Source organism: Pseudomonas sp. EA_65y_Pfl1_P113 (assembly GCF_963970525.1).
Classification (GTDB): Bacteria; Pseudomonadota; Gammaproteobacteria; order Pseudomonadales; family Pseudomonadaceae; genus Aquipseudomonas; species Aquipseudomonas tritici.
Map to the genome: position 1 here is coordinate 183,363 of NZ_CAXAQM010000002.1, position 21,169 is coordinate 204,531.

Genomic DNA, 21,169 nt, shown 5'->3' on the forward strand with positions numbered 1-21,169 from the left:
GTGGGCAGGGGGCTAATCCCAATGCAACGAATGGCCCACACAACCCTCATATGTTCACGAGTAATGCTTCACGACGACAGGTAACAGGCTTATGACGGCGGCTGAAAACAACCATGTGAACTGGCTGGTGGAACAATCGATGCTGCACGCGGCACGCCAGCGCGCCAAGCTCTATTCGGGGCAGGGGCGGTTGTGGCAGCAGCCTTACGCACAGACCCGGCCCCGTGATGCCACGGCTTTGTCGTCGGTGTGGTTCACCGCCTACCCGGCCTCGATTGTGACCCGCGAGGGTGGCACGGTGCTGGAGGCGCTGGGGGATGAGGCGCTGTGGCACGCCCTGTCGAAGATCGGCATTCAAGGTATACACAACGGCCCGCTGAAGAAGTCTGGCGGACTGAGCGGTACCGAGCACACGCCGACCATTGATGGCAATTTCGACCGTATCAGCTTTGAAATCGACCCTGAATTGGGCACCGAAGCGCAGTTACAGGCGTTGACGCGCATGGCGGCGGCGCACAATGCGGTGATCATCGACGATGTGATCCCGTCCCACACCGGCAAGGGCGCGGACTTTCGCTTGGCCGAGATGGCGTACGAGGACTATCCCGGCCTTTTCCACATGGTGGAAATCCGCGAAGAAGACTGGCCGTTGCTGCCCGACGTGGTCGAGGGGCGCGATGCGCAGAACCTCAGCCCAGTGCAGGTCGATGCGTTGCGTGACAAACACTACATCGTCGGCCAGTTGCAGCGGGTGATTTTCTTCGAACCCGGCGTCAAGGAAACCGACTGGAGTGCAACCAATGTCGTGCTGGGCGTGGATGGCAAGCCGCGTCGCTGGGTGTACCTGCATTACTTCAAGGAAGGCCAGCCTTCGCTGAATTGGCTGGACCCGACCTTTGCCGCGCAGCAGATGATCATCGGCGATGCGCTGCATGCCATTGACGTGATGGGCGCAAAGATCCTGCGCCTGGACGCCAACGGCTTCCTCGGTGTAGAGCGCAAGCTGGATGGCACGGCGTGGTCCGAGAGCCATCCGCTGTCGATCACCGGCAACCAGTTGTTGGGCGGCGCGATCCGCAAGGCAGGCGGTTTCAGCTTCCAGGAGCTGAACCTCACTGTGGATGACATCGCCTCCATGTCCCATGGCGGTGCCGACCTGTCCTATGACTTCATTACCCGCCCGGCGTACCAGCATGCGCTGTTGATGGGCGACGCCGAGTTTCTGCGCTTGATGCTGCGCGAGATGCACCACCAGGGCATCGACCCCGGCTCGCTGATCCACGCGTTGCAGAACCACGATGAACTGACCCTGGAACTGGTGCATTTCTGGACCTTGCATGCCCATGACACCTTCCTTTACCAGGGCCAGACCTTTCCCGGCAATATCCTGCGCGAGCACATTCGCGAGCAGATGTACGAACGCCTGGCCGGCGAGCATGCGCCGTACAACCTCAAGTTCGTGACCAATGGCGTGTCGTGCACCACCGCCAGCATCATCACGGCGGCGCTGGGGATTCGTGACCTCGACGCGATTACCCCGGCGGACATCCAGCAGATCCGCCAGATCCATCTGCTGCTGGTGATGTACAACGCGATGCAGCCTGGGGTGTTTGCCTTGTCCGGCTGGGACCTGGTCGGCGCGCTGCCGCTGGCGGCCGAAGAAGTCGAGCATCTGATGCGCGATGGCGATACGCGCTGGATTCATCGCGGTGCGTATGACCTGGTGGATTTGAACCCCGAGGCGCAGCTGTCTGCCGGCCAAATGCCGCGTTCGAAAAGCCTTTACGGCAGCTTGAACAGTCAGCTGCAGGACCCCGAGTCCTTCGCTTCACAACTGCAGAAAATCCTCGCGGTACGCCGCGCCTACGATATCGCTGCCAGTCGCCAGATCCAGGTGCCGGAAGTCGAAAACCCGGGGCTGCTGGTGATGGTTCACGAATTGCCGGCCGGTAAAGGCACGCAAATCACCGCGCTGAACTTCGGCGCCACGCCGATCACCGAAACCCTGCATTTGCCTGATATTGCTGCCGGGATGGTGGTGGATATCATCAATGAGCGGGTTGAGGGGGATCTGACGGCGGAGGGGGAGTTCACCATCACCCTGGACGCATATGAGGGGTTGGCGCTGCGGGTGGTCAGCAGTTCACCCCTCTAACGTGGCCGCATCGTGTAGTCAGCGGGCTTGCCCAGCGCCGGCAAGCCCGCTCACCACAACAGTGCGAGCAAGTGATGTTAACTATAAGGGAAGGGCGTTAACAGATCGCGAACGCTTTCAGAGTTTCCTTACCGTGCCTATATAAAACTGCATGTTAGTGTCTTGCTTACTACGTGCTGGTTAATAGCGCGGTGACTCAAAGGAACAGGAATGCGATCTCAGCCGGTCTCCCGTGATGAACATTCAGTTGCACCCGAGCAACGTGCACAGTTAGTGGTCAGTCTCGCCACGACTCAAGATGAAGTACGTGAAGTGCAACGTCTGCGTCATCGTGTGTTCACCGACACGTTTAAACTGTCCACACTGGCAAGCCCCGAGGCGTTAAACGCCGATGAGTTCGATGACTATTGCGACCACCTGCTGGTTCGCGACACCCGGACTTCGGCTGTGGTGGGCGCCTATCGCCTGATGGGCCCGGCAGCGGCGCAAAGCATGGGGCACTATTACTCGGAGAGAGAATTCGATCTCAGTGGATTAAAGTCCTTACGCCCCAGAACCGTTGAAGCCATGCATGCGTGTGTTCACCCCGAGTACCGCAGTGGCAGTGTGATCATGATGCTGTGGTCAGGCTTGGCGCGTTATATGGAGCGTGCGGGCTGCGACCATTTGATGGGGTGCGCGAGCGTGAGCCTGTCCGGTGGGGGCCACAATGCGGCAGCGTTGTACCGCAGTTTCACTCCGGAAAATCTGGCGCCTGCCGACTATCGGGTACTCCCCTACATACCCTTTCCTATTGATGCGTTCGAGCCTGGGCATATACCGCGCATACCACCGTTGCTCAAAGGTTATTTACGCAGCGGTGGCTGGGTATGTGGTGCGCCTGCGTGGGATAAAGAATTTAACGTTGCGGACTTCTTTATGTTATTGCCGCTGTCGAAGTTGGACAGTCGTTATGCACGGCATTACTTGAAGCCGCCACAGTCGTTTTGAGGCTCGGTTGATAGTTTAAGGGTTTAATGAATATGGTATTGAAAGAAGAAAGAGCTGCCGCGTTAATCTGTATTCCCGAGTTAGTGCCTGTTCTCGAAGCCGCCTCACTAATTGAACTTGAGCGGGGAGCGTCCAAACAACTGGCGACGCTGTTTCGTACGTTGGGTGCTCCCGGGCTATCCATTGCCCGAGCATTGGGCGGTGGGGGTGTCAGCGCGGCGAACCTGGCACAGGTCCATACGTGGGTCGGCGCGCATTGTCCTTCCCTGGCGGTGATGATGACGATGCATCACCATACCGTTGCCGGCATGATGGCGGCGAATCAGTTTTTCCCCGACATTCAAGGGCTGTTAAGCGTGATTGCACGCGACAGCCTGCTGGTCGCCTCGGGATTTTCCGAGGGGCGGGCGCACGCCAATATCCTGGAATCCACGTTATCCGTTGAGAAGACAGCGGCGGGCTACGTGGTAAGCGGCAGCAAAAAGCCGTGCACGATGACGCATCACTTCGACGCGATCACGTTTGGCGTCAACTACCTCGACCCTGAAGGTAAAACCCATATCGGCATCGGTATGGGGCTGGCGGGTGACCCGAATATCCAACGCAAAAAGTTCTGGTCGGTACAGCACTTGCAGGCAGCCGACAGCCATGAAGTGATCTTCAATAATCTGCTGGTGCCAGAGTCGATGATGTACTTCAGCAAAGCCGTCGATAATCAGTTGGACGATGTTCAACAGGGTACCGGTGAACACCTGTTTGCCATCTGGTTCCAGTTGCTTGTCTCGGCGTCTTATCTGGGCATGGCGTCTGCATTGGCATCCAGGGCATTGTCATCCAACAAAGGCTCGCAGGATGATCGCGCGATGTTGCTGATTGATCTGCAGGGCGCCTCCATGGCTGTGCGCGGCCTGGCGGTGTCGATCGATCAGAACCGCTTTCTGCGCGCTGACCTGGCGCGCGCGCAGGCCACCCGGTTTGCCGTGCAGGAGGCGATCAATCGCATCAGCACGCGTGCGTTCGAAATCCTCGGAGGCATGGCGTTCATGTCATCCGAGGAGGTCGCTTACCTGTTGGTTGCAACGCGGGTACTGGCATTTCACCCCACGTCCAGGCTTGCCAGTGTGCCGTTCTTGTGTGAGCAACTGAGCTAGTACCGTTGTGGCACGATGAGTTCCGGTGGCGTCGGGCTGCGCGAATAATCTTCCTGGCGCACACGCCGCGGCAGTTCGATCACCGGCAGCTCGACTTCTTCATACGGCATCTGCCCGAGCAAGTGATGGATGCAGTTGAGCCGCGCTTTCTTCTTGTCATCGGCCTGCACCACCCACCACGGGGCTTCGGCGATGTGGGTGCGTTCGAGCATGACTTCCTTGGCTTTGGTATAGGCTTCCCAGCGCCGACGCGACTCCAGGTCCATGGGGCTGAGTTTCCACTGCTTGAGCGGGTCATGAATGCGGCTGAGAAAGCGCAGGTGCTGTTCCTGGTCAGAAATCGAAAACCAGTACTTGATCAGTTGGATACCGGAGCGGGCGAGCATGCGCTCGAACTCCGGTACGGTGCGGAAGAACTCTTCGTATTGTTCGTCGTTGCAAAACCCCATGACTTGCTCGACACCCGCGCGGTTGTGCCCGCTGCGGTCGAACAGCACGATTTCGCCGGCCGCCGGCAAATGTGAAACATAACGCTGGAAGTACCACTGGGTCTGTTCGCGGTCATTCGGCGCAGGCAAGGCGGCAACCCGGCAAACCCTGGGGTTCAGGCGCTGGGTGATGCGTTTGATCACGCCACCTTTGCCGGCGGCATCACGCCCTTCGAATAGAATCACCACCTTGTGGCCGGTTTTCACCACCCAGCTCTGCAATTTCACCAGTTCGCCCTGCAGGCGGAACAGTTCGCTGAAATAAATCCTGCGGGCTGCTTTTTCGCAGCTCTCACCGACGTGCTCGTCGAACAGCGCATTCAGGTCATGGCCATCTTCGGCTAATTCCAGTTCCAGCTCTTCATCACTGTGATCAAGCAGTTCACGGTGGATGCGCTGCATCAAGGCGTCTTCTACTGAGGACATGGGCCGAACTCGCGTGGTGGGAGATGGCAAAGTCATAGACGCAATTTGTTACGAGCCAATTACACCAAAATGCGTTATTGCGGCGGGAGAGGGGGACAACAAGGCGTTTTGCCATTCCGCATTCATAAAACCGTAACAAGAATGTTGCAGAGTGCGTGAGCCCGTAATCACAAGGATTTTCTGAATGAAACGTCTGATGAAGTCTGCTGCACTCGCCGTCGCGGTTTCTCTTAGCGCCACCTCGGTATTTGCCGCCGAAAGCGTCCGCCTGACAGGTTCTGGTGCAAGTTTCCCGGCCCCTATCTACCTCACCTGGTTCAAGGACTTCAGCAAGAAGACCGAAGGTGTCACGGTTGACTACCAGTCCAAGGGCAGCGGTGCGGGCGTACAGGACTTCCTGAACAAGACCGTCGATTTCGCCGCCAGTGACTCGGCAATGAAAGACGAAGACATTGCCAAGGTGGCCGAAGGCGTGCAGCTGCTGCCGATGACCGCGGGTGAGATCGTGTTGGCGTTCAACCTGCCGGGCAATCCTAAAGAACTCAAGTTGCCGCGCGATGTTTACTCCAACATCTTCTTGGGCAAGATCACCAAGTGGAACGATCCGAAGATCGTCGCCGCCAACCCAGGCCTGAAACTGCCTGACATGCCGATCACCGTCGTTGTGCGTGCAGACTCCAGCGGCACCACCGCTGTGTTCACCAAGCACTTGTCTGCGATCAACCCTGAGTTCCAGAAGGACTTGGGCGAAGGCAACACGGTCAACTGGCCAGCCAGCGACAAATTCATCAAATCGCCGAAAAACGATGGCGTAACCGCTACCGTTCGCCAGACTCCAGGCGCAATCGGCTACATCGAATACGGCTTCGCCAAACTGGCAAAGGTTGACTTCGCCCAGTTGCAGAACAAGGCCGGTAAATACGTAGTACCTAACGCCGAAAGCGGTGCAGAAGCCCTGGCTGCGGTGAAGATGCCGGAAAGCCTGGTGGCCTGGCTGCCAGATCCGGATGGCGCCAAGTCCTACCCGATCACTTCCTACACCTGGATGATCTTCCGCAAGAAAAACGAGAGCCCGGCCAAAGCCAAGGCCATGCGTGAAATGGTCGAGTACAGCCTGACCGAAGGCCAAAAAATTGCCGATTCGATGGGCTACATCCCGCTGCCGCCATCGGTTGTCGATCAAGTTCGCAAAGCTTCCGCCAACATTCAGTAAGGCTTGCCAGACCACCCCCGGCATGGGCTGTCAGCCATGCCGGGCGTGTTCCCCTCTTGTTCCGGAATTAGCCAATGAACTCACCTTTTGTCGTACCGGTTAACCCGGACTCTGCGTGCCAGCCACCTTCTAAGAAGGACTTCCTGGTTGACCGCACCTTCCGTGCGCTTGCACGCATAGGCGTAGTGCTGGTGCTGGCGCTGGTTTTTGCGCTGGTGTTCGAAGTAGGGCGCAAGGCACTTCCCGGCATGGAAAAGCACGGTTTTGATGTGCTGTTTGGCAGTGTCTGGGACGTAAATCAAGGTAAATACGGCATTCTGCCAGCTATTTGGGGCACGCTTTACAGTGCCTTCATCGCGTTGCTGATCGCAGGTTTTTTCGGCGTCAGCATGGCGATTTTCCTAACCCAGGATTTTTTACCGGCCAAGCTGGCGGCGGTGTTTCGCACCATCGTTGAACTGCTCGCCGCGATCCCCAGCGTCGTTTACGGCCTTTGGGGCATTTATGTGGTGATCCCGGCCATCCGCCCGCTGACGGCGTGGCTGAATACCGAACTCGGCTGGATTCCTTTTTTCGGCACTTCCTTGAGCGGGCCGGGCCTGTTACCGGCAGCACTGGTACTGGCCATCATGATTCTGCCGACCATCGCCGCCGTTTCCCAGGACGCCCTCACGGCTGTGCCGATGAAAACCAAGCAAGCTGCCTACGGCATGGGCACCACCCACTGGGAAGCGATTCTCAAGGTGATGGTGCCATCTGCCGCCACCGGCATCTTTGGTTCCCTGGTACTGGGCCTCGGCCGCGCATTGGGTGAAACCATGGCGCTGGCCATGCTGGTCGGCAACGCGAACAACATCTCCCTTTCTCTGTTTGCACCGGCCAATACGCTGGCGGCCTTGTTGGCGCTGAACTTCCCCGAAGCCGGGCCGAACGAGATCGAAGTGTTGATGTACGCCGCACTGGTGCTGATGTTCATCACGCTGCTGGTGAACATCATCGGCTCGATGATCATGCTCTACGCCCAGCGGGGTACTAAGCAATGACTGACCTTTCTTCTCCTATCACCGCCATGCCGAGCCTGCAGCGCCGGTTCGAAGGTCGTGCGTTGCGCAGCTTGGTGTTGACCACCTTGGTGTGGTTCGGCGCATTGCTGGCGAGTGTGCCGCTGATTTCCGTGCTCTACATGCTGATCACCCGCGGCGGCGCTCGCCTGAGCCTGGAAGTGTTCACTGAGCTGCCACCGACTGGGTTCGAGACCGGCGGTGGCTTCGGCAACGCGATGGCAGGTACGTTCGTCATGGTTGGTATCGCTGCCGCGATCGCGGTGCCAGTCGGCATCATGGCGGCGATTTTCCTGGCGGAACTGGGCCCGGACAGCAAGCTGGCGAACGCCTCACGCTTTGCCGCAAAAATGCTCACCGGCTTGCCTTCGATCCTGGCGGGTGTGTTTGCCTACGCGCTGGTGGTGATGACCACCGGGACTTACTCGGCACCGGCGGGTGGCGTTGCGCTGGCCGTGCTGATGCTGCCAATCGTGGTACTGACGGCTGAAGAGTCGATGAGGATGGTGCCCAAGATCATGAAGGATGCCGCCTACGGTATGGGCTGCACCCGTTCGCAGGTGATCTGGAAAATCGTCTTGCCCACCGGCATGCCAGCGATCCTTACCGGCGTTATGCTCGCCGTGGCCCGCGCCGCCGGCGAAACCGCGCCGCTGTTGTTCACTGCGCTGTTCAGCAACTACTGGATCTACCACGACGGCAGCCTGGCGGTGATGAACCCGACGGCCTCCCTTGCCGTGCTTATCTACAACTTCTCCGGCATGCCCTTCGACAACCAGCTTGAGCTCGCATGGGCGGCCTCGTTGGTGCTGGTGATGATCGTGCTGGTCGTGAATATCGTGAGCCGTATTTTCGGCAAGCCCAAGTATTAAGAACGGGAGCACCTGTATTTTGAACGTATCATCTGCGCAAATAGCCGCTCCGTTTATCACCCAGGCGCCTGTGGTCATGGACTGCAAGCTGGACAAGATTTTCTACGGCAACTTCATGGCGGTGCGTGATAGCCATGTGCCGATCGAGAAAAACAAGATCACTGGCTTTATCGGCCCGTCCGGCTGTGGCAAATCAACCGTGTTGCGTAGCCTCAACCGCATGAACGACCTGGTTAAGGGCTTCCGCTTCGAAGGCCACGTGCATTTCCTGGGCCAGGACGTGTATGGCAAGGGCGTTGACCCGGTGGTCGTGCGCCGCTACATCGGCATGGTGTTCCAACAGCCGAACCCGTTCTCGATGAGCATTTTCGACAACGTAGCCTTTGGCCTGCGCCTCAACCGCTACAAGGGCGACATCGGCGACCGCGTCAAGCACGCGCTGCAAGGCGCTGCCTTGTGGGATGAGGTCAAGGACAAGCTCAAGGTCAGCGGCCTGTCGCTCTCCGGCGGCCAGCAGCAACGCCTGTGTATCGCCCGCGCCATCGCCACCGAGCCGGAAGTATTGTTGCTGGATGAGCCGTGCTCGGCGCTTGACCCGATTGCCACTCGCCGGGTCGAGGAGCTGATGGTTGAGTTGAAGAAGGATTACACCATCGCCCTGGTGACGCACAACATGCAGCAGGCGATTCGTGTGGCAGATACCACCGCGTTTTTTTCGGTGGACATCTCCCAGGGCACCCGCACCGGCTATCTGGTGGAAATGGGCCCCACCGCGCAGATTTTCGAGAATCCGCGTGAACAAATGACCGGGGATTACATCAGCGGCAAGTTCAGCTGACCCATGCACCGTTTTTCAGGATTGCCAATGACTGCAACACGTCGTCTTGATTTGCCCGCGATCGAACGCGCACTGCGTAAGGTACAGAGCCGTTTTGCCCAGCTCAGCCAGGACTTTACCGAGCCACGCGACCCGCTGACAGACGAAGTGCTGCAGAATGTGCTTGATGGCTATGCCCTGATTGACGACTATGTGGCGCGGGGTGTCGACCTGTTCGACCTTCAGCAACTGAACCTGATGCTGGAGATCAATGCCACCGTGCTTTGTGGCAAAGACCCGCTACGCCGGCAGGAATACGCACAGCACCTGCTGGCTACCGAAGTGCATTTTTTCAACAATGTCGAGGGCGGCATCAAGGACTTGTATAACTGGTACTGCAAGCACCACAGTGAATCGGTGTGGAAGCGCGCAGCGGGTGTCTACGTGCGAGTCCTCAGCAAGCCGCAATTGTTCATTGAAGGCAATCACCGCAGTGGGTCGCTGATCGTCAGCTACCTGCTGATGCGCGAGGGGTTGCCGCCCTTCGTATTGACACTGGACAACGCCGAGGGCTACTTCAACCCGTCCTCGGTTATACGCAACTCCGCCAAGCATGGCGTCATGGCGCTGTATGAGTTGCCCAAGATCAAGAAAAAGTATGCCGCGTTCCTGGAAGATAAGGCCCCTGATCCAATGGAGTTTTTCCTGAGCGACACACCAGCGCCCGTCCATCAGGGGGGGCATTAATGGGAACGTATCCAGTGCTCGATACAATCAAGCATGTGTTCAAGCGCCAGCGCATCCGTATCTCGTTCGATATCGATGACACGCTGGCTTGCCAGCTTCACCACAGCGCGGCCGAACACAGCCGTTTGCCGGCGTGTGTGCACCGATGGCTGGGCGAGCCGCTGCGCAGCGGAACCCGCGCACTGACCCGGGAACTGCGTCGCCAAGGCTGCAGCGTCTGGGTCTACACCTCATCCGGTCGCACCCCGTCCTACATACGTCGCTGGTTGTTGCTGTATGGCATCCACGTCGACGGCGTGGTCAACAGCGTGCGGCACAACCAGGCTCTCACCGAGCGCGGACTGTTGAATACTCCGTCAAAATTGCCGTCGGCGTTCGACATCGACTTGCATGTCGATGATTCCGAGGGCGTTCAGCTTGAAGGTGTCGATCACGGTTTCCGCGTCGTGGTCGTGGACCCGGAAGACGAGCAATGGGCGCAACGCGTGCTGGATGCCGTCGCACACCTGCAGGCACAACTCGCCCGGCAACAACCGCAGAGGCACAAGCTGCCAGTGCCGGCTTATCGGGGGCTGACGTTAAACGGATAAGTTGGAACGGCGGTGCATGCCGAGCGTTAAGCAAAGGGGGCGGCTGATTAATCCGTCGCCCCCTTTTTGCTTATTCGGCGCTCAACGCCCCGAGAAACGCGGTATGCCGCAATGCCTGCGAAAACATCGGCAACGTGAAGTTTTCAGCGGCCTTTTGTTGCTCATCGGTGAACGTCGCCGTGCAGTCGGTCAAGGTCACTACGTTGTAGCCCTTCTCATAACCTGATCGAACCGTGCCTTCGACACAGCAATTGGTTAGAAACCCCGCCACCACCAGGTTCTGGATGCCATTGTTGCGTAGCACAAGGTCCAGGCCGGTGGTGGCAAAGCCATCCAGTCCGCGCTTGCCTTCCACGAGAATATCGCCGGGCTCACGCGTCACGGCGTCGGTGATCTCTGCACCCCAACTGCCGGTGCGAAAGGCGCTGCCGTCGGCGACACCCTTGAGAATCCCGTAATCGCGTGTTGTCAGCTCCGGATAGCCCTCGGCGAACTGGATCGGCAGGTGGATGATCTTCACGCCCAGCTTGCGCGCTTGCTGCACGGTGGTTGCAGTGTTGGCCAGCATGTCTGACTGGTGCATCACCTCTTTGACTGCGTCATGGAACACGCCACCAGGGGTGGTGAAATCGTTCTGGAATTCGATCAAGACAAGGGCGGTGGCGTGTGGGTTCATGGTGAGTCTCCAAATAAGGGAGCGGCTGGTGTTCAACGCCAATGACTCACCACACGGTGAGTGGGGGACGTCGACGCATAAGATGATGCGTTGGGAGCGTAGAGCCATCTGAGCATATCTGCGTCCGTCGGAACAGATTTTTGAGTCACGCTGTCTTAGCGAAGTGATCCTTTTAAGCTGCGCTCGGTTAATAAAAAGGGCTATTGGAGAATACGTGTGAAGTCTTACTGGCTCAGGCAGGACATGATGATGGCGGAAAAATGGACGCTTGGCGACGATCTAACTTCAAGAAGTTCGAACCCAATGACCCTGTAAGACCCGATCTGGCGGGTGAGTATCGAGCATTCACCCGGCTTGTGATTAACCCTGGAAAAATCGGCGATCAGCACATTTTCAGAGTGAAAAAATATTCGGGCGCGATAGTCGTCAGTGAAGAGGTCAAGCACCGGCTGGAGACGGTCGGTGCCGTGGGGATGCTCTTTGAGTCCGTGTCGGGTGACGACATAGGTGGGAATGCCTGAAGCACCTGGCCGCACAAGTGATGGTCTAAAACAGTGCGTGTAGGTAGCTGGAGCAATTCATTATCGAGGAACCTGACGTCACCGTTCGTCCAGGCCTTGGCACTCGCCGTGACCGGCCCACTCTTATGTTGACGCGCGGATGTTCCGAGCCTAGAACGGAGAGCCAGCATGGAAATCGACAGAAACGCCCCCGGGAACATTTCACAGCAGGACGTAACCCGCGGCACAGATAATGAAGCAGGGTACGACCCGAAGCGTGATGGGGACAACATCCCGCTGCCGCCGGACGACGAGGCACCTCTTGAAGAAGATATGTCTGACGTGGATGCTGCCGATTCGGTAGCGAGCGAGCATCCCGACAACTGATCGGCCTCTCAGAACAACAATCCCGACGTTTGCGTCGGGATTGTTGTTTGCACGTTGAGCGCTATGAAACCTCAGTGGAGCAAGGCTTCGACGGCGGCCTCGAATTCGAAGTGTGGATGTACCTGCCAAGTATCCACTAGCCACTGCGGCCAATACGCCAGAGAAGAGCAAATCAGCCAGGCCTTCTCCGGTCTTATCGGGTGTCACACATCTGGAGAGTATTTTCACCCAGGCAGGGGCGTTATTCATCAGCCATTACATCCTTGTTGCTCTGGGAGGCCAGAAGGCTGTGGCGATTGCGAGCCCTGCGTGAGTCCATTCTGCGTTGCTTGCATTTCGTTGCGAGGGCGTGAAGATAGCAGAGTGGGCAACGCATCGAGGCACGAAAATCTCAGTTTTTCCTTCGTTATCCTCATCTAGATCACTGATCTAACGAGCTTTTTCGCCTGTGTCGTGGTGTAAGAAAGCTGCCTTGCGACCTTGCGTCGACGCGACTGGATCTATATATTCCCAACCCTGCAACACGCGCTGCCGCCCGAATGGCGAAACTGGTAGACGCATGGGACTTAAAATCCCCCGCTCGTAAGGGCGTCCCGGTTCGATTCCGGGTTCGGGCACCATGAATATCAAGGGCTTGCATGACATACCTCATGCAAGCCCTTAGTTCTTTTTTCCGCAATCAAAAAATCTTTTCCGCCATTCGTGACCGTTAGTCACCTCGTAGGGGTGACCTTCATGCCCTCTCGCATACGGATGTACCGTTCTGTCATCCCTACGGTGGTGTGCTCAAGTTGGTCTCGAGCTTCTCTGATGTTCCCTGTTGACTCCTCTTTATCCGTGGCCGCTTTTGCTGGCTGACATGTTTCGGTTCGATTGCTTCTAGAGGGGCCGGTGGCTCGTTGAAGAATAGGAGAAGATTTTTCAGTTCGCGCGCGTTGTCCTTCTGGGTGGCATGGGCTTTCGTGGGAACCACCTCATTCATATAAAGCTCGGCCACGTATGCAAAGGTAAGTATGGTTTGTGTCAGAGCTTGTGAAACGCGGCTTTTTTCGAGCTTTGCGTACTCCAAGATGGCTAGGATCTCTCTGGCAAAGATCTCGTCCGGAAAATGATTACCTAGTACATGAAAGTGAGACCTTTTCATAATTCAAAGCCTTATTACGCTCTGGCAATAAGTAAGACGCCTCGCACCGATGGCCCTGCCAACTGATGATCAGGGTACCGGTGTCGGCTTCCACCAGCGCCAGTGCCTTGCCGCCCGGATCAGAGATTGCCAGTTGCTTGCCGGCGCTGTCTTCTAGCGAGGCGCCAAATGGGATCGGCTGGTTCTGCGCGTCGAACAAGGCGAACTGCACGCGGCGTCCGGTCTTGCTGGTGTAGCGCGCCAGCACCACGGCACCGCGGCGTGGCACCACTTGCCGGGTCGCATTGTCGATCTCGACATCGCCGCCCAGATCGCGGGTGTCGAGATTGATCCAGTTCACGCGATAGGGCTGCGCATTGGGCACCACGGCGAAGCCGTTACTGCCGGTCTTGGCCCCGGTGAAACTGCCGATTTTCACTCCTTCCACGCCTTCGACCTGGGCCAGTGCGAACGTCTCGCCCACGGTTTGTCCGAGGTTGATCCCGCCGGCATGGCCGACGATCGAACCTGCCAGGTTCAGGTTCTGCGAGTGGTAACCGCGGCCCTGACTGTAACCGGCACTGATATCCATCATCGAGGTGCGGGTGCTGAGGTTGACCGAACCGGAGCTGCCACCGGTGCTGCTGTTGCCGGCTTGTACCGAGTAATAGGTGTCGCTGTCTTCCGACAGATAGCCGTTGATGCCCATTTGCGTGGTGTCGCTGGATTTCTGCGTGCTGGCCGAGACAAACGCCCGAGGAGCGCGGGGCTTGGAACCCAGCGGGAACGACACCGACAGGTTGACCAGTGTGTCGTTGTTCGCCGGTCCGTAATTGCCGACATCCTTGGTATACGTCGCGCCGAGGTTGTAACTCACATCCCCCCAATAGTTGCTGTAACCGGCCGACAGACTTTGTGAACCTCCGCGCCCCCAGTAACGCTGGTCGCTGGCGTTCACGTAGACGCTGCCATATTCCTGGTTGCGCCCCAGGCTCTGATTGACGGTCAGGTCGGTACGGGTTTTCGAGTTGCCGGTACGTTGCTGGCCATCGCGGCTCAACTCCTCGACGTGCTCGGTGAGGGTGCGATAGCCCTCGGTCGAGTAGCGGTAGGCGGCGAGGGTGAAGTTGGTGTCGGTCCCAGTGAACGTCTTCGCATATAGGGCACGCAAGCTGTTGCCGGTGACCGTTTCGCCGAAGGTGTTGCTCATGGAGTGGGTCAAGTCCAGTGAGATCGCACCGATAGCGGTATTGCGGCCAGCGCCGACGGACAGCGCCTTGAAGTTGTCAGTGGCCTGCACCCCGACAATCCCGGACAAGTTGCTGCTGATGCCATACGCCAGTGTGCTGCTGACAAACTGCGGGGTCTTCTGATCTTCGCTGTTGCTGTTGTACTGGCCGGCCGAGACGCTGTACTTCAACTGGCCCTGGCGGACCATGATCGGCAGGCTGGAAAACGCTTGCACCGTCACTCGGCGCCGACCATCGGCTTCGATAATCGTCACTTCCAAGTCGCCGTTGGAGCCGCTGGGATAGATATCGCTGATCTCGAACGGCCCCGGCGGCACGTTTGCGCTGTAGAGAATGTAGTTGTTCTGGCGAATCTCCACGGTCGCGCTGGACTGCGCAATGCCGCGAATCACTGGCGCATAACCGCGCTCGCTGTCGGCACGCATGCCGTCGTCGGACGCCAGTTTCACGCCGCGGTAGTGCACGCTGTCGAACAGGTCGGCATCGGAGAAAATATCTCCGGCGCTGAACTGGCCTTTCACGGCGGTTACGTCATGTTGCAGGTAACTGCGGTTGCTTTTGAACGTGCTGGGGCGGCCGGTGCTGCTGTTGAAGTTCGATTCGTTGCGCAGGCGCCAGCCACCGAGGTTGATCCCGTTGCGCAAGCCGAGGTTGTTGGACACGGTATTGTCGGCCTGGGTGCTGTTGCGGCTGCTGCTCAACTGATAATTGATGAACGCAGCGGGTACGCCTTCGTCCCACAGCGCCGGGTCGACGTAACCCCGTCGGCCACGCTCCATGGCGCTTTGCGGGACACTGACCATCAGCCGCAGACGCGGCACGTCATAACGGACGGTAGCGTGATCGATCAACGCGGGCAGATCGACGCAGGCGTTCGGGTCATCGCCGAGCAGCTTGCCAGCGGCCTGCAGTTTGCCGATGTCGACACCCAGTTGCTGCACCATCTCCAGGGTCAGACAGGCCTCGACCTTGCCCGTACCGGGATGGCGACGGAAATCGATACCGCGTCGGCCAACCAATGTGTTGTTGCCGTAGAGGTCGACCCGGTAAATGCCGGGCAGCACGCGACTGCTGGCGAGCAGCGATTGCAGGTCGACAGAGGAGGAAGCACCTTGCAGAAACGATGTATTGAATTGTTCTTCGTCATCGGCAAGGCAGGTGCAACTGATAACCAGTGCGACTGAAAATGGCGCCCATCTGTCGCATTTGAGTAAAAACATTCAGGAACCCTATATCACCTCCGATACGAACTAACGGAGCGAAGAGAAATACAGTGAAAGTGTGGCCATGACAGCGGCGCGAAAGTTATGGTGCTTCTTTATTCAAACGGGCTCGAGTATCGGCGCTGCTGGAAAGTTGCGCGCTATAACGGTCTTGTGCGCCGTAGTCATTAATGCTGCTGAATAACAGGCGTGCTGTATTGGTGTTATGAAGTTGTTTTAGGCTGAACTCTTTCTGTTCGCCGGGCGCGATCATCATTGAATCAAAGGGCTGTTCGTTGATTGCGCCGGATTGCAGATTGATATCGGCAATCGACACGTGATACTGGCCGGGATTGTTCACCACCAATAGGCTCTTTCCGGCGCGTTCGGTCAGGCGCCAGGTCAGTTCACTTGGTGCCAGATACGCGTTGTTTTTCAGTGCCGGCGGGCGGAAGAACACCTTGATGCGCTGGCGCACAGCCAGCTGAAAAGTGTTGGCGGATTTCGCAGATTGGGGGATTTCCTGCACGTTGAGCCAGACCACCGACTCGCGGTCGGTCGGCATGCCAGCGCCTTCGTAGATCACACGCAAGATCTGCTGTTCGTCGCCGCTGACGCGCACCAGTGGTGGGGTGACGGCAAACGGTACGGCGGCGGTTTCGCTGGAATCGGTGTCGATCCATGACTGAATCAATACATCTGCACCGCTGTTACGCACGGTGATTCCGGATTCCTTGTGCTGGCCGTCGAAGACCAGGCGGGTACTGCTCAAGGAAATGCCGGCCATGGCCTGATTGGTCACGAGCAGGCCCAAAAGGCCCGCGCAAAGGGACAATGAGTGACGATAAAACATAAGGGCTACCGCGCTGTTGATTGAGGGTGCAGGGCCGGCCGGCCCTGCACCAGGTGTGAGTGTTCGCGCGGGTTATTCGTATTGCAGCGTGAACGGCAGGGTGGCGTCACCGCGACCGGCAACGGCGGTTTTCACGTCGCCAGTGGTAACGTAGGCGGCCGAGAATTTCAGCGTGGTGTTGCTGTCTTGCAGAGTATTTTCGATCTTCGCAGTGGACGGCGAGCTCAGGTCGATCAACGCGCCGTTGGAGTCGAGCAAGGCGATACCGATGTTCTTCGCAGCGCCAAGACCGTCGATCAGCTTCAGCACTTTGGTTCCAGCAACGATGCCCGAACCTGCGCCCTTGGTCGGTTCGAAGATCATTGCAACCTTGGTCCCGGCATTGCAGTTGATCTTCATGTCGAAGTTCTCGACGCTCAGGGTGCCGTTGCCTTTAGGCGCAGTGGCGGTGCCCATGTCCTTGATCGACACTTCGCCCATGTCGACCGAAATGGTTTTGTTTTTGCCGATGCCTTCAACCGAGCAGGCATCGTTGTTGATGTTGCCGGTGAAGTTGATCGTGCCGCTGCCAGCCTTGGTGGGTGTAACCGGATCGGCTGCCAGTGAATGACTGGAAGCGGCGATGAACGAAAGTGCGAGAAGTGCGCGAGTCAGCTTTTTCATGTTGTTTTCCAATGGTTGGGATTCAAGCAACAACACGATATAACGCGAACTTTTTCTGGAGCATCAGACGATTCCTAGAAGTCGTCTTTAACTGGCGAATGATTGCCAGTTAGTTGAACAAGTTGCGTTCTATGCAATAAACCAGCAAGTCCTGATCGCTGCTGACTTCAAGTTTGCGCATGGCCGATATTTTTTTGCGTGCTGATGGTCTTGGCGCTTCTGTTCAAATTCCGGGCTATATCATTGACGCCCATTCCCGAAACGAACAAACGCAATATTTCATGTTCCTTGGGTGACAGTCGGGTAAAGCGTTCGTCGAGATCAGCGTTGTCGACGAGCACCGAAGTCGGCGGCGGGCCGTTGCTGCGCACCGGATTACCCCGGGCAATAGACTTTAGCGCTGTTTCGATTTCGTTGTGCAGCTGGTTTTTCTGAATGATCGCCAGCACCCCGAGTTCTTGCAGGCGCGTCAGGATCAGCGGGTTGGAAATCATCGTCAGCACCAGCACGCGGACGCCGGGGTAGTGCCGCGTCAGGTACTCCACCAGTTTCAGGCCGTCGCCGTAGGTCGAGTCGCCGGGCATGTTGAAATCGGTGATGACCAGATCCACCTGGCGGGTTTCGAGTAGGTTGATCAGTTCGCTGGAGCAAACGGCTTCGCCCACCACGCGAAAGCGTCGGTCACGCTCAACCAGCTCACGCACCCCCACAAGAACGATGGGATGGTCATCGGCAATGACAACGTTGAGCGTTTCCATGGGTGATTATCCAGAGTGAAATTATTCAAGGGTATCCAACAGATCGTTCAATCGAGCCAGATTCTGGCGGACTTCCAGGTCCAGGGCGCTGGTCACGGCCATGCCGTGCAAACGGCACTCCAGCTCGACAAAAATTGTGGCCATGGCTTCGATCTGCACTGCACCCAGCGCGCCAGCCATGCTGTGCAGTTGCTGCGCCACGCGATGGGCGTCGGCGCTGTCCAGTGCCGTCAGGGTGGTGTGAATGTCCTGACGCAGGGTGGTGACAAACAGTTCGCGCATTTTCGCCGACAGCTGGATCGGTGCCGTGGCTGCTTCCGGCAAGGCGATTTTGCAGTGTTTTTCCAGATGCGTGCGCAAGGTAGCCAGGTTCAGCGGTTTGACCATCCAGGCGTTCATGCCGACAGCGGCGCAGCGTTGACCTTCTTCGCGCAGGGCATTGGCGGTGACGCCGATGATCGGCAGGGTCTGGTCCAGTTGGCGTAGCGCCGTTGCCAATTGATAGCCGTTCATGATCGGCATATTGACGTCGGTCAGCAGCAGATCGAAGCGCCCCGGTGTCCATTGCGCCAGAGCCTGTTCGCCATTGGCCGCGACGACCACCGAGCAGCCCAGCACCTCCAGTTGCTCCTTGATGATGGCCGAGTTGATCACGTTGTCTTCTGCCACCAGCACGTGCAACTTCAATGGTCGGGGCTTTTCCGCCGCTGCAGGCTGACTGTCGCTGCTAGCGCCGTGTTGTGCCAGATAAACCACCCAGGCGATCGCGCGCACATCGTGGGCGTCGACGTGATGATCGATCCCGCGTAAGTGCGCTGGATTGGGGCCATCCGTGGTGGCGATGATCCTCGGCCCGGACCAGGCGCTGGTGCTGGCCAAAGGTGCGAGCTCGACCAGCAGCGCCGATGACGCTGAGGTATCGGGCGTCAGCGGCCGGCAATCGACGCCGAATCGGTTGAGCCAGGCGATCAGGTGTTGCGCCTGCTCAGCGACCTGCGCACGCACGTAGACAGCGGGGGAGGCGGGGCTGAACGGCGGGCAATCGGCCAGCTCGCCGGGCGCGTGTTCCAGCGCAAGTTGCAGAGTGAAACTGCTGCCGAGTCCCGGTTCGCTGACCACGTTCAACTGGCCTTCCATCAGCTCGCACAGCCATTTGCAAATGGCCAGACCCAGTCCGGCACCCGCCTGCTCGGTGGCGTCGTTGACCTGATAGAAGGGATCGAACAGCTGCTGTTGTTGCGTCTGAGAAATCCCCACACCCGAGTCGCTGACCTGCCACTGCACGCTGGCGCGGCCGTCGACACTTTCCAGCATCCGTACCCGCAGTAACACGCGACCGTTATCGGTGAACTTGATCGCGTTGCTCAGCAGGTTGTTGAGAATCTGCCGAATCCGTATCGGGTCACCGCGCAACCGATCCGGAAGCGTCGCGTCGATGCAGGCATACAGTTGCAGGCCTTTGGAACGGGCGAAGGCGCTGTAGGTGCGCACGCTGTCTTCGGTCAGTTCCAGCGGGCAGAATTCCTGCAGTTCGAGGGTCATCTGCCCGGCTTCGATTTTCGACACATCCAGCACATCGCTGATCAGTTGGAACAACGTCGCGGATGAGCGCTGGATTGTCTGCAGGTAGTTCTCCTGACGCGGGGTGAGCGGGGTCAGACCGAGCAGTTCCAGAGTGCCGAGTACACCATACAGCGGTGTGCGGATTTCATGGCTCATGGTGGCGAGGAAACGACTCTTGGCCTTATTCGCCGAGTCGGCGGCTTCGCGCGCGTCCTCCAGTGCTGCGGCATCTTCGACATGCCGGGTGACGTCATGCAACGCACATAACCAGGCATCCTGGCCCAGGTAGCGAGTGGGCACGAAGGCGACGTGCAGGTGGCGCCCGTGGAGCTCAAGGTCGGCGTGACCGGGGTCGGTGCGTGAGGTGAGCAGGCTCATCAACTGGCCGTTGTCATGCCACTGTCGGGCGCGCTGGTTTTGCAGCAGTACATGGTGATCGCTGCGGCGGATAACGCACAGGCCGGTTGGCGCCGTGTCGATTACTGCGCGGCTGAACGCCTCGCTTTCGGCGATGCTTGCGAGCGCACTTTGTGCGGGCATGATGACCCGCGTCTGGTACCAGCGATTGATCGCCCGGCTGCAACCGAGCAGTGCCAGAACCAGTGCAACCAGACATAGCATAGGCCACAGTGCGTAATCGAGGAAACTGCGCACACTGATAACGTAGATTGCCGTCCAGTGTTGCTCGCCGGGGCTGCTCAGTTTGAACACCAGGCCGTCACGCTTGAAGTTCACCCCTTCATCCAGCAAATCGTCGGGTTTCACGGCGCCGGTCAAGACTACGCCGCGTGGGCTGATCAAGGTGAAGTCGTCGTAGATCGACCATTGCATCAGCCGCTCGATGTTATTGACCTGAGATAGGTTCATCAGCGAGCCCAATACCACCCAGGTATCGGCACCTTCGACGGTCAGCGCGGTGCTGGCCAGATTGATATTCACGTAGGCCAGCAGGGGCGGCGCGCTCTTGTCATCCTCGGCAGAGACATAGGGTTCCCAGCGCACCTGAAGATCCGGCGGCGGCAAGTTCTGCCCGCGCAGACGCTTGTTCAGTTGGGTCATCACGTCGACCAGATGGCCGATCTGCGTCTGTCCGTTACCGCGCAAGCGCCCGGCAGAAGGTACGGCAAGATCAAAATTGTCGGGTCCATTGACCAGTAAGACCTGTGGCGACTGATAATGCGACGCTGACCAGAACGCGCTGTAGTAAGCGGCCAGGTGGGTGCCGAGTGCAAAGATTTTCCGGTATTGGCTGGGGGCTATCCTGTCCGGATTGATCTTCAGGCTGTAAGGCAGCGAAAACGGCAGGCCGCGGCCCTCATAAATGTTCCGCCCTTCATCAGGCAGAGGCTTTTGTGTGTAGGGCGGCAAGAGGGCCGCGGGCAGTCGCTCACCCTTGGCGCTTTCCCGGGCGATATCCTGCAGGAAAACTTCCTGTTCGCGGACATTCTCCATCAGTCGGGTAAAGTGAAACTGCACGGTATCGCGCCGCTCCTCAACCATGCGCTTGACCCCCACGTAACTGATGCCCAGCAACAGCAACAACAGGGCGCCGAGCACCAGCAACGTCTTGTTTAGGCGCGATGAGCTGTTGGCGAGCTTTTCCATGAAAGCATTGGGATGTGGCATCAGTGGACCTGGGCAGTAGAGATAAGCGGGCCTTTGAGCACAGTGACTTCGATAGCAA

General features: G+C 58.1%; 17 protein-coding genes, 1 tRNA gene and 1 pseudogene. 12 read left to right on the forward strand and 7 right to left on the reverse strand.

Translation table 11 applies throughout. The features are described 5' to 3' along the window. Positions 1-91 precede the first annotated feature (91 nt). From treS to AACY52_RS02870, 3 genes are all read left to right on the forward strand, one after another. A complete protein-coding gene (gene treS, locus AACY52_RS02860; protein WP_339416180.1) occupies positions 92-2,155 on the forward strand; it encodes a maltose alpha-D-glucosyltransferase in 2,064 nt (687 codons plus the stop codon). Positions 2,156-2,365: 210 nt separating this feature from the next. After that, the gene (locus tag AACY52_RS02865) at positions 2,366-3,145 is read left to right on the forward strand and encodes a GNAT family N-acyltransferase (RefSeq protein WP_339560233.1); all 780 of its coding nucleotides are present in this window, start codon (positions 2,366-2,368) and stop codon (positions 3,143-3,145) included. A gap of 32 nt (positions 3,146-3,177) precedes the next feature. Next, on the forward strand, positions 3,178-4,296 hold the full coding sequence (locus tag AACY52_RS02870; protein ID WP_339416183.1) for an acyl-CoA dehydrogenase family protein: 1,119 nt from the start codon (positions 3,178-3,180) through the stop codon (positions 4,294-4,296). Here AACY52_RS02870 and ppk2 read toward each other — a convergent pair. Continuing rightward, positions 4,293-5,210, reverse strand: coding sequence for a polyphosphate kinase 2 (gene ppk2 / locus AACY52_RS02875; RefSeq protein ID WP_339560234.1), 918 nt, complete (start codon positions 5,208-5,210; stop codon positions 4,293-4,295). The genes AACY52_RS02870 and ppk2 overlap by 4 nt on opposite strands. A gap of 184 nt (positions 5,211-5,394) precedes the next feature. Between ppk2 and pstS the strand changes: the two genes are divergently transcribed. The 6 genes from pstS to AACY52_RS02905 all read left to right on the forward strand — a co-directional run bounded on the left by pstS (position 5,395) and on the right by AACY52_RS02905 (position 10,510). Beyond that, entirely contained in the window at positions 5,395-6,423 is a 1,029-nt protein-coding gene (gene pstS / locus AACY52_RS02880) for a phosphate ABC transporter substrate-binding protein PstS (RefSeq protein WP_339416185.1), read from the forward strand. Positions 6,424-6,497: 74 nt separating this feature from the next. After that, positions 6,498-7,466 carry a phosphate ABC transporter permease subunit PstC gene (gene pstC, locus AACY52_RS02885; protein ID WP_339427542.1) on the forward strand — a complete coding sequence of 323 codons (969 nt, stop codon included), beginning with the start codon at positions 6,498-6,500 and terminating at the stop codon, positions 7,464-7,466. Continuing rightward, complete coding sequence (gene pstA / locus AACY52_RS02890; RefSeq protein ID WP_339416188.1) at positions 7,463-8,356, forward strand: phosphate ABC transporter permease PstA; 894 nt, start codon at positions 7,463-7,465, stop codon at positions 8,354-8,356. Before pstC ends, pstA begins: the two co-directional genes overlap by 4 nt. A 76-nt stretch (positions 8,357-8,432) precedes the next feature. Next, positions 8,433-9,194 (forward strand): phosphate ABC transporter ATP-binding protein PstB, encoded by a 762-nt coding sequence (pstB, locus tag AACY52_RS02895; protein WP_339416337.1) that lies wholly within the window; start codon positions 8,433-8,435, stop codon positions 9,192-9,194. A gap of 27 nt (positions 9,195-9,221) precedes the next feature. Continuing rightward, on the forward strand, positions 9,222-9,920 hold the full coding sequence (locus AACY52_RS02900; RefSeq protein ID WP_339416190.1) for a hypothetical protein: 699 nt from the start codon (positions 9,222-9,224) through the stop codon (positions 9,918-9,920). Then, on the forward strand, positions 9,920-10,510 hold the full coding sequence (locus AACY52_RS02905; RefSeq protein WP_339416191.1) for a hypothetical protein: 591 nt from the start codon (positions 9,920-9,922) through the stop codon (positions 10,508-10,510). Before AACY52_RS02900 ends, AACY52_RS02905 begins: the two co-directional genes overlap by 1 nt. A gap of 70 nt (positions 10,511-10,580) precedes the next feature. Here AACY52_RS02905 and AACY52_RS02910 read toward each other — a convergent pair whose 3' ends face one another. Next, the gene (locus AACY52_RS02910) at positions 10,581-11,186 is read right to left on the reverse strand and encodes a cysteine hydrolase (protein WP_339416192.1); all 606 of its coding nucleotides are present in this window, start codon (positions 11,184-11,186) and stop codon (positions 10,581-10,583) included. A gap of 260 nt (positions 11,187-11,446) precedes the next feature. On the opposite strand from AACY52_RS02910, the gene AACY52_RS02915 reads away from it, so the two are divergent. The 3 genes from AACY52_RS02915 to AACY52_RS02925 all read left to right on the forward strand — a co-directional run bounded on the left by AACY52_RS02915 (position 11,447) and on the right by AACY52_RS02925 (position 12,693). Further along, positions 11,447-11,707: an imm11 family protein gene (locus tag AACY52_RS02915; protein WP_339416194.1), complete on the forward strand. Its 261-nt coding sequence runs from the start codon at positions 11,447-11,449 to the stop codon at positions 11,705-11,707. 168 nt (positions 11,708-11,875) lie between these two features. Further along, entirely contained in the window at positions 11,876-12,073 is a 198-nt protein-coding gene (locus AACY52_RS02920) for a hypothetical protein (protein WP_339416196.1), read from the forward strand. A 533-nt stretch (positions 12,074-12,606) separates the two neighbouring features. Continuing rightward, positions 12,607-12,693 (forward strand) — tRNA-Leu (locus AACY52_RS02925). Between the two features lie 492 nt (positions 12,694-13,185). Here AACY52_RS02925 and AACY52_RS02930 read toward each other — a convergent pair. The 5 genes and pseudogenes from AACY52_RS02930 to AACY52_RS02950 all read right to left on the reverse strand — a co-directional run bounded on the left by AACY52_RS02930 (position 13,186) and on the right by AACY52_RS02950 (position 21,111). Next, entirely contained in the window at positions 13,186-15,666 is a 2,481-nt protein-coding gene (locus tag AACY52_RS02930) for a fimbria/pilus outer membrane usher protein (RefSeq protein WP_339427540.1), read from the reverse strand. Positions 15,667-15,751: 85 nt separating this feature from the next. Next, complete coding sequence (locus AACY52_RS02935) at positions 15,752-16,501, reverse strand: molecular chaperone (protein WP_339427539.1); 750 nt, start codon at positions 16,499-16,501, stop codon at positions 15,752-15,754. 72 nt (positions 16,502-16,573) lie between these two features. Next, positions 16,574-17,164, reverse strand: coding sequence for a fimbrial protein (locus tag AACY52_RS02940; protein ID WP_339427538.1), 591 nt, complete (start codon positions 17,162-17,164; stop codon positions 16,574-16,576). Between the two features lie 109 nt (positions 17,165-17,273). After that, a pseudogene (locus tag AACY52_RS02945) lies at positions 17,274-17,922 on the reverse strand (response regulator). A gap of 21 nt (positions 17,923-17,943) precedes the next feature. After that, positions 17,944-21,111: an ATP-binding protein gene (locus tag AACY52_RS02950; protein WP_339496965.1), complete on the reverse strand. Its 3,168-nt coding sequence runs from the start codon at positions 21,109-21,111 to the stop codon at positions 17,944-17,946. Positions 21,112-21,169 lie beyond the last annotated feature (58 nt).